The sequence below is a fragment of the Streptococcus cristatus genome, from assembly GCF_001578775.1.
GTDB classification, from domain to species: domain Bacteria; phylum Bacillota; class Bacilli; order Lactobacillales; family Streptococcaceae; genus Streptococcus; species Streptococcus cristatus_A.
Map to the genome: position 1 here is coordinate 189,109 of NZ_KQ969063.1, position 8,062 is coordinate 197,170.

An 8,062-nucleotide genomic window follows, 5' to 3' on the forward strand; every position below is an offset into this window, starting at 1 on the left:
CACGCCCCATGGCAACACGCTGACGTTGACCGCCTGACAAGTCCGCTGGCTTACGATCCAAGAATTCTTTCAAACCAAGGATTTCAGCTGCTTCTTGCACCCGCTTGTCGATATCTTCCTTGCTGTACTTGCGCAATTTCAATCCGAACGCCATGTTGTCATAAACTGTCATGTGTGGATAGAGGGCATAGTTCTGGAAGACCATAGCGATATCACGGTCTTTCGGTGCCACGTCATTGACTACTTTACCATCAATCGACGCTGTCCCTTCTGTGATATCCTCAAGACCCGCAATCATACGCAGCGTTGTGGATTTCCCACATCCTGACGGACCAACGAAAACGATAAATTCCTTGTCCTTAATGTCCAAATTAAAGTCTTCAACAGAATAGTGCTCACTATTTGGATACTTCTTATAAATATTTTTCAGATTTAATTCAACCATAAGTTCCCCTTTACTTTATGTGAAAATAGTTGCCTTTGAAACCCTTAAAAATTTCAAAGCGCTTTCATAAAAATATTATATCCTTTTTTAATTATTATTTCAAGCATTTATTCAAACGTTTGCACAATTTTTTATCATATTTCAACTAACTACTCTTTTAAAACAAAAAATAGGATAGAAAATTTCTATCCTACACGATTAGTTAGTAACACGATAATAAAATTGGCCTTGTTCATCAAAGCTATTCATCCCAACTCCCGTCCACAGACGATCTTGGCTGGCATCTGAGCTATCTTGGAAATTTTCTTTATTCGCAAGCTTGACACCTTTTGGAATGAACTCTAGCAAGAAACCACCAGTTTCACCGCCGTATACACCGCCAGAAGCTGTTCCATAATCCGTTAACGATGCTCCGTACAGCTCATAGCTATCAGAAACTAACCCTTTATCATTGAACACCAGCTGATGACCAGCAGCGTTCTGCCAGGTTCCTTTTACACTGGAGTAGTCTCCATTGGCCAAGGCCGAAATATCCATTGCTTTTTTCTCCTCTTGCGTCTTTTCTGGACTAACTTCTGCTGAGCTTTGACTGCTTGTGGCAGAAGAAGAAGATTCTGCAACACTCTGACTAGAAGCTACTTGAGAAGATTCCTGAGTAGTACTCGAACTTGTCTGAGTAGAATTAACTGACTTACTAGAGCAGGCTGCCAAAGTCGATAGAGCTAAGCAACATAACAAAGGATAGACTATTTTCTGCTTCATGGCTTTCTCCTTATCCATTAAATGATTACTAATATTATAGACTTTTTCAGCCTATTTTACAAGTTGGCTCAGCTATCCTGCACCGCTAAGACCTTATAGATGGTTTTGCTCAAAGCCGCCTGATAATCCTCTACACTCAAGGATCTATCCGCAATAACTTCTGCTGTCTGCTTTTCTAAGTCTACCGCCACATCTGACACTCCCTCCATAGACAGGAAGTGCTGAGTGACGTGTTTGACACAATTTTGACAAGATAAGTTTTCTAATTGGACAGTTTGTTTCATAGATTTATTCCTCCGTATATTCCTTCATTTTAAAGTTTAAAGCGTCCTAGGCGCAGAGCATTGGCCACAACTGACACTGAGCTTAAGCTCATGGCCAGACCAGCCAACATCGGATTGAGCAAGGGACCGCCGAAAAGATGCAATAGCCCCATAGCAATCGGGATACCTAATGTATTGTAGGCAAAGGCCCAGAAAAGATTTTCCTTGATATTGCGGATGGTCGCCTGGCTGAGCTTGATAGCCTTGACTACATCCTGCAAATCACTATGCATGAGCACTACATCTGCTGACTCAATAGCTACATCAGCGCCTGATCCGATGGCAATTCCAACATCTGCCTGGACCAGAGCTGGAGCATCATTGATACCGTCTCCTACCATAGCCAGTTTTTCCCCAGCTTCCTGCAAGTCCTTGATAGCAGTAGCCTTACCATCTGGCAATACACCTGCGATAACTTTTTGTATTCCAGCTTTCTGGGCAATAGCTGTCGCTGTTTCTTCACGATCTCCTGTCAGCATGATGACTTCTAGCCCCATAGACTGAAGCTCCTGCACTGCCTTCAGGCTGCTAGACTTCATCTCATCTGCTACCGCTAAAATACCAGCTAGCTGTCCATCTACTGCGACAAACATGGCTGTCTTCCCTTCTTGGGAAAGCTCCAACAACTGTTCTTGAAAGACACTGCTGTCAATGTTCTTGTCTTTCATCAATGACTCATTTCCCACCAGAAGCTGTCTGCCCTCAATCTGAGCTGACAAACCTCGTCCAATTACGGCCTCAAAATGACTGACAGGCAGTAAGTCAAGCACCTCCTCTTCAGCTGCTTCCAAGATAGCCTGAGCCAAAGGATGTTCAGAATGCTGCTCAGCACTGGCTATTAGCCGCAACAAGTCAGAGCGATTAAAAGCACCTAAAGGTAACAAATCCGTCAGACTGGGCTTACCAACCGTAATCGTCCCAGTCTTATCCAGAACAATAGTATCCAGCTGATAAGCCGCTTCCAAAGCTTGACCAGACTTAATCAGAATACCATTTTCAGCCCCTTTGCCAGTCCCAACCATAATAGCTGTCGGAGTGGCTAATCCCAGCGCACAAGGGCAAGCAATGACCAGAACCGCGATAAAGATTGACAGAGAAAAGCTAAGGCTCTCACCAGCTAGAAAATACCAAGCTAGCGCGGACAAAGTAGCCAAGCCCAGCACGATTGGGACAAAATAGAGTGAAATCTTATCGGCCAAAGCCGCTATCGGAGCCTTAGACCCCTGCGCTTCCTCCACCAATCTGACAATCTGAGCTAAGGTCGTATCCGAACCCACCCTAGTTGCTTGATAGTCAATACTACCATTTTGATTGATTGTTGCACTGGTAATGGTGTCGCCGACCTTCTTTTCAATCGGGACACTTTCTCCAGTCATCATGGACTCATCCACAAAGGTCTGCCCCTCCGTCACAAGGCCATCTACAGGCATACGCTCTCCTGGCTTGATACGGATAATGTCTCCAACTCGGATATCCTCCGTATCAATGGTCACAGCCTCACCATAGCGAATCACTGTCGCCTGACTAGGCACTAGCTCAAGCAGAGATTGAATCGCTTGAGACGTTTTCCCCTTGGCAGAACTTTCCAGATATTTACCCAGAAGAACCAAGGCAATAATCACTGCAACAGACTCAAAATAGAGCTGATGAACAAAGTCATGATGACCAAGAAAAACCTGACTGACCGAGTAGAGGCTGTAGAAAAATGCTGCGCTGGTCCCCACTGCAATCAAACTATCCATATTGGGATGGCGCTTGATAAGATTGCGAAATCCCCTCTGATAAAAGCCACGACCGATCCACACAGCAGGCAGAGTCAAAAGCAGTTGTGACAGAACGAAGACCAAGGGATGCGCTATATGATCCAAGAAGCTAGGCAAGGGAAGACCAATCATACTTCCCATAGAGATATAAAGCAAGGGCAGAACCGTAAGCAAAAGAATTAGTAGCTCTTGTTTCTTTTTTTGCAATTCCTGCGCTTTAATTACAGCCTCTGCACTCACATCGGACGGTCGGTCTTTTCCTTTTTCTTCTGCCTGATAACCAGCCTCGGCTACAGCATCCAGCACTTGCTGGCTATCAAATCCCGCCTTAGGAAGCAAACTGAGACGTTCTGTCGCTAGATTGACACTGACATCCTCTACCGTTTCCAAGTCCTTGACCGCCATCTCCACCGTCATAGCACAGGCAGCACAGGTCATGCCTGACAGTTTGTACTCTTTCTTCTCGCTCATCAATGTGTCTCCTTCTCGTGCCCGCAACGACATTGGCCTTGTGGGCAGTGGCATTTGATTTCCAAAGGAGCCGAAGCTCTTTTCTTATCAATGACTTGGCTGAGCCGCTCCAAGTCCCTTTGACTGAACTGACTTCTCTCAATCATCGAAATCAAAAGATCTCCATGTTTAGTATTACAGATATTGTCAAAAAGCGCCTGCCAAGTACTTTCCAGATAGTCCGCTTCTAAAATCCGAGCATCGTAGTAAAACTTGCCCTCAATTTTTTCCATAGCGATAAATTCTTTGGTCTTCAGACGATTCAAAAGAGTCTTGATTGTTGCCGGTTTCCAGGAAAAATCGGCTTCCAACCGCGCTATAATCTCTGTACTGCGACTGTGTGGATACGCCCATAGCACACGCATCACTTGCCATTCTGCTTGGCTCATATTTTGCTGTTCCATTGTTTAACACTTCCTTAATATTTACATTTGTAATCCAGTTCTATATTAGTTTACATCTGTAATCGAAAATTGTCAAGCCTTTTTATCGTCACTTCCTCATCTATAAAAAAGAAGGCGGGATAGTCCCGTCTTCTTACTTTATTCTATTAGTGCGCCAACATCTCTTGGGCAATTTCTTGACCGGTCAACTTACTTGGATAATAGGTTGGCCAGTTTTCCAGCTCATTAAAGAGCGCTTCCTGGCTCTCACCACCATAGAAGATATGGAAGTGAGCTGCCTTGGTCGGTGCAATGTTGTGGTCGCTAAACTGAACATACTTGTACTCCCCAGCATCCGCATCTGTCGCTTCAAACATAAAGCGAACTCCACGATTTCCCTTAGAGTAAGTCAGTGTGTGCTTACCAACGTATTTATACGTATATTTCTTGGATTTTCCATCTACCACAAATTCCATGGTCTTGTCTGTGATATTGATATTGGAAACATCTGTCTTGTAGCCCTTGTCATAGTAGTCCTTGTATTCAGCTGCCGTCATTTTACCAGTCAGCTTAGCCTTGTAGTCAAAGACTTGATCCAAGGTACCGTCCTGCAGATAAGGGTAAACAGACTGCCACTCGCCAGCATAGTCAGACAAGGTCCGATCCTTGACGGCACTGTCTTCAAAGTAGCCATTTTGAACAGTCTTAGTATCCTCCTCTTTCTCAGCAGCAATCTCTGCTCCCTCTTGGTCAGTCGTTTTCTTGAGAGCCTTGAGATTGGCCTGCATGATTGAAATATAGTCTGCTCCATCCTTGGTCTGCTTTTCTGTCAAGCTTTCCAGCGGATTCAAAACATCCAATTCTACTCCTGTTTCCTTAGCCAATGTAGAAGCCAGAGCTTGAGAAGCATTCTCTTCAAAGTAGATATACTTGATTTTATTTTTCTTGATATACTCGGTCAATTCAGCCAAGCGTGAAGCAGATGGCTCACTATCTGGTGAAAGTCCAGAAATTGGAACCTGCTTCAAACCATAGTCCAATGCTAAATAGTTAAAGGCAGCGTGCTGAGTGACGAAACTCTTTTGCTTGGCATTAGTCAAACCATCTTCAAATTCTTTGTCCAAGGCTTCCAGCTTCTTGATATAAGCCGCTGCATTTTTCTCAAAAGCAGCCTTCTTGTCAGGGTAGGCCTTGATCAGACTATCTCGAATATGCTCCACCATTTTAATAGCTCGCTTCGGAGACAGCCAAACATGGGGGTCGTATTCATGATGATGCCCCTCTTCCCCATGGTCGTGGTCTTCTTCCTCTTCACCACCAGGCAGCAAAAGCATATTTCCAGTCGCTTTGATAACTTTTTCTTCCTTATTTTTCAAGTTTTTTAGCAAATCAGGAACCCAAGTCTCCATATTTTCATTTTCATAGACAAAGGCATCTGCATCCTGAATCTTCGCAACCGCTTTGGCTGAAGGCTCATAATCATGCGGCTCTGTACCAGCTCCGATTAGAAGTTCAACATTTGCCTCATCTCCAGCCACCTGCTTGGTAAACTCATAAACCGGATAAAAAGTCGTGACAATATTGAGCTTGCCATCTGCATTTTTTTGATTGGAACAAGCTACTAAGAAAATACTCAGTAAACCTGCTAATAGTAAACTAATTTTTTTCATTTTCTGCTCCTATTTCATAAATTTTTTGACCAGATTGACCAGCAAGAACAAGCTGACGAAGATAATCGTAATGCTGGCGCTTGCTGGCGTTTCTGCATAGTAAGAAATATAAAGTCCGGCAATCATACCAAAGAAGCCGATGACATTTGCCAGCAAAATAACCGACTTGAAATTTTTCCCAATCCGCAGAGCTATACTGGCCGGCAAGACCATAATGGTCGAAACCAGCAAGGCTCCCGCAGCTGGAATCATGAGGGCAATCGCAACACCCGTCACGATATTAAAGAGAATGGACATGGTCCGCACAGGCAGCCCATCCACAAAGGCCGTATCCTCATCAAAGGTCAAGATATACATAGGCCGAATGAAGAGGAAAGTCAAGACAAGCACCACAGCAGCAATGACAAAGAGAGAAATCACCTGCTCCCTACTGATAGTCACAATGGAGCCAAATAGATACTGATCCAAACTCATCGAGCTAGAACTCTTACCCTTACTCATAACAATCAAGGAAACCGCTAATCCCGTTGACATGAGAATAGCTGTACCGATTTCCATGAAATTCTTATAAATAGTCCGCAGGTACTCCAAAAATACTGCTGCAATAATAACCACCACTACCGTTGTGAAGGTCGGTGACAAACCTAGAACCAAACCAAAGGCCACGCCTGCCAGAGAAACGTGACTGAGCGTGTCACTCATGAGGCTCTGCCGACGTAAAATAAGGAAAGTACCTAAAATAGGTGAGAAGAGGCTCATGGCAATAACTGCTAAAAAGGCTCGCTGCATAAAATCATAGGAAAATAGATTAAGCATGACTCACCTCCTGTCCGCTGTCACTTTCATGCACATTGAAGCAGCGCCAAGGTGAGTCCTGATTCCGAACCAGATGAATATTGCGGTCAGCATATTTGCGAACTTCCTCTGGATCGTGCGTAATCATCAAGACCGCTTTCCCATGCTGATGAGCACTATGGTGCATGAGCTTGTAAAATTCATCCTTGCTGCCTGCATCCATCCCTGTTGTCGGCTCATCTAGGACAAAAATATCCGGATCCGAAGCAAACATACGAGCAATCACAGCTCGCTGCTTTTGACCACCAGAGAGAGAGCCAATCCTCTTGTCCCGATGTTCCCACATTCCAACTGACACCAAACTAGCCTTGATATGCTCCTCATCGTGTTCATTCAAACGACGAAACCAGCCCTTGCGTGGATAACGTCCCGACTTAACAAACTCGTAAACCGTACTAGGAAAACCTGCATTAAAACTAGCAATCTGCTGAGGAAGATAAGCAATTCTCAATTTCTTGCCTCTCTCATTGGTCTTAGAAATCTTGACCTCGCCATGCTTAGGCTGCAGAATCCCCAGACTAGCCTTGACAAGTGTCGTCTTAGCAGCTCCATTCTCCCCTGTCAAGGTTACAAACTCGCCACTATCCAAAAAGTAATGAATATGCTCCAACACAGGTTCCTTGTCATAGTAAAAAGACAGATTTTCCACTGTGATATATCTCATTTCCCAATTTCTCCAATCAAACCATCCAAAAATCTCACAATCACTTCTTGCTCATCAGAAGAAAATTGCTCTGCCAATCTCTGGTAAGTATCCAAAGTATGGACATGATGATGTTGATGCTCTTCCGCAATCGGTCGTGCCAAGTCAGTCAATCGATAAAAAGTCACACGAGCATCCTTCTTATCCTTGAACGTTTCCAACATCTTTTGCTCCACCAAAGCCTTAACAGCTTTAGTTACAGCAGCCTGGCTAACATTCAGCCTTTTAGCTAGATCAGAATTCGTCAAAGACTCCTGAGACAAGAGCATTAAAATATGTTCCTGCGTGTTCGTTAGCCGCACATCGCTCGTACAAGTGCCGACCAAGATTTCATGTTGATTCTCAGCTGTCAATATAACCTCATTCAAAAAATGATTAATTTTTTCTGCTAAATCCACCATTCTTCGCTTCCTTTCTTAACCAGTTGAAACTTTACCGGTTAATTATACCACAAAAAAGAAAAGAGTCAAGCTCCAACTATAGTAACACTCTGATTCTAAAACAATGCAAAAGCATCGATATAGACAAAGAAAAAAGAGCTAACTGCTCTTTTCTCATATGCTCATTTACTCCGCCAGTAGGACTCGAACCTACGACATCATGATTAACAGTCATGCGCTACTACCAACTGAGCTATGGCGGATAATA

General features: G+C 43.9%; 9 protein-coding genes and 1 tRNA gene. All 10 read right to left on the minus strand.

What is annotated here, in order from left to right; all coding sequences use genetic code 11:
- The coding region (locus SCRDD08_RS12025) for an ABC transporter ATP-binding protein (RefSeq protein WP_081104245.1) at positions 1–445 on the minus strand (445 nt) is incomplete at its 3' end.
- 198 nt (positions 446–643) lie between these two features.
- Positions 644–1,207 carry a DUF6287 domain-containing protein gene (locus tag SCRDD08_RS09265; RefSeq protein WP_125390154.1) on the minus strand — a complete coding sequence of 188 codons (564 nt, stop codon included), beginning with the start codon at positions 1,205–1,207 and terminating at the stop codon, positions 644–646.
- 68 nt (positions 1,208–1,275) lie between these two features.
- Positions 1,276–1,491, minus strand: coding sequence for a heavy-metal-associated domain-containing protein (locus SCRDD08_RS09270; RefSeq protein ID WP_061423431.1), 216 nt, complete (start codon positions 1,489–1,491; stop codon positions 1,276–1,278).
- 29 nt (positions 1,492–1,520) lie between these two features.
- Positions 1,521–3,764 (minus strand): heavy metal translocating P-type ATPase, encoded by a 2,244-nt coding sequence (locus tag SCRDD08_RS09275; RefSeq protein ID WP_061423432.1) that lies wholly within the window; start codon positions 3,762–3,764, stop codon positions 1,521–1,523.
- Positions 3,764–4,207 (minus strand): CopY/TcrY family copper transport repressor, encoded by a 444-nt coding sequence (locus SCRDD08_RS09280; RefSeq protein ID WP_061423433.1) that lies wholly within the window; start codon positions 4,205–4,207, stop codon positions 3,764–3,766. The genes SCRDD08_RS09275 and SCRDD08_RS09280 overlap by 1 nt, the downstream gene beginning before the upstream one ends.
- Positions 4,208–4,353: 146 nt before the next feature.
- Positions 4,354–5,856 carry a zinc ABC transporter substrate-binding protein AdcA gene (locus tag SCRDD08_RS09285; protein ID WP_061423434.1) on the minus strand — a complete coding sequence of 501 codons (1,503 nt, stop codon included), beginning with the start codon at positions 5,854–5,856 and terminating at the stop codon, positions 4,354–4,356.
- Positions 5,857–5,865: 9 nt separating this feature from the next.
- Positions 5,866–6,672, minus strand: coding sequence for a metal ABC transporter permease (locus tag SCRDD08_RS09290; protein WP_061423435.1), 807 nt, complete (start codon positions 6,670–6,672; stop codon positions 5,866–5,868).
- Positions 6,665–7,375, minus strand: coding sequence for a metal ABC transporter ATP-binding protein (locus SCRDD08_RS09295; RefSeq protein ID WP_061423436.1), 711 nt, complete (start codon positions 7,373–7,375; stop codon positions 6,665–6,667). Before SCRDD08_RS09295 ends, SCRDD08_RS09290 begins: the two co-directional genes overlap by 8 nt.
- The gene (locus tag SCRDD08_RS09300; protein WP_061423437.1) at positions 7,372–7,815 is read right to left on the minus strand and encodes a zinc-dependent MarR family transcriptional regulator; all 444 of its coding nucleotides are present in this window, start codon (positions 7,813–7,815) and stop codon (positions 7,372–7,374) included. The genes SCRDD08_RS09295 and SCRDD08_RS09300 overlap by 4 nt, the downstream gene beginning before the upstream one ends.
- Before the next feature lie 168 nt (positions 7,816–7,983).
- A tRNA-Asn gene (locus SCRDD08_RS09305) sits at positions 7,984–8,057 on the minus strand.
- Positions 8,058–8,062 lie beyond the last annotated feature (5 nt).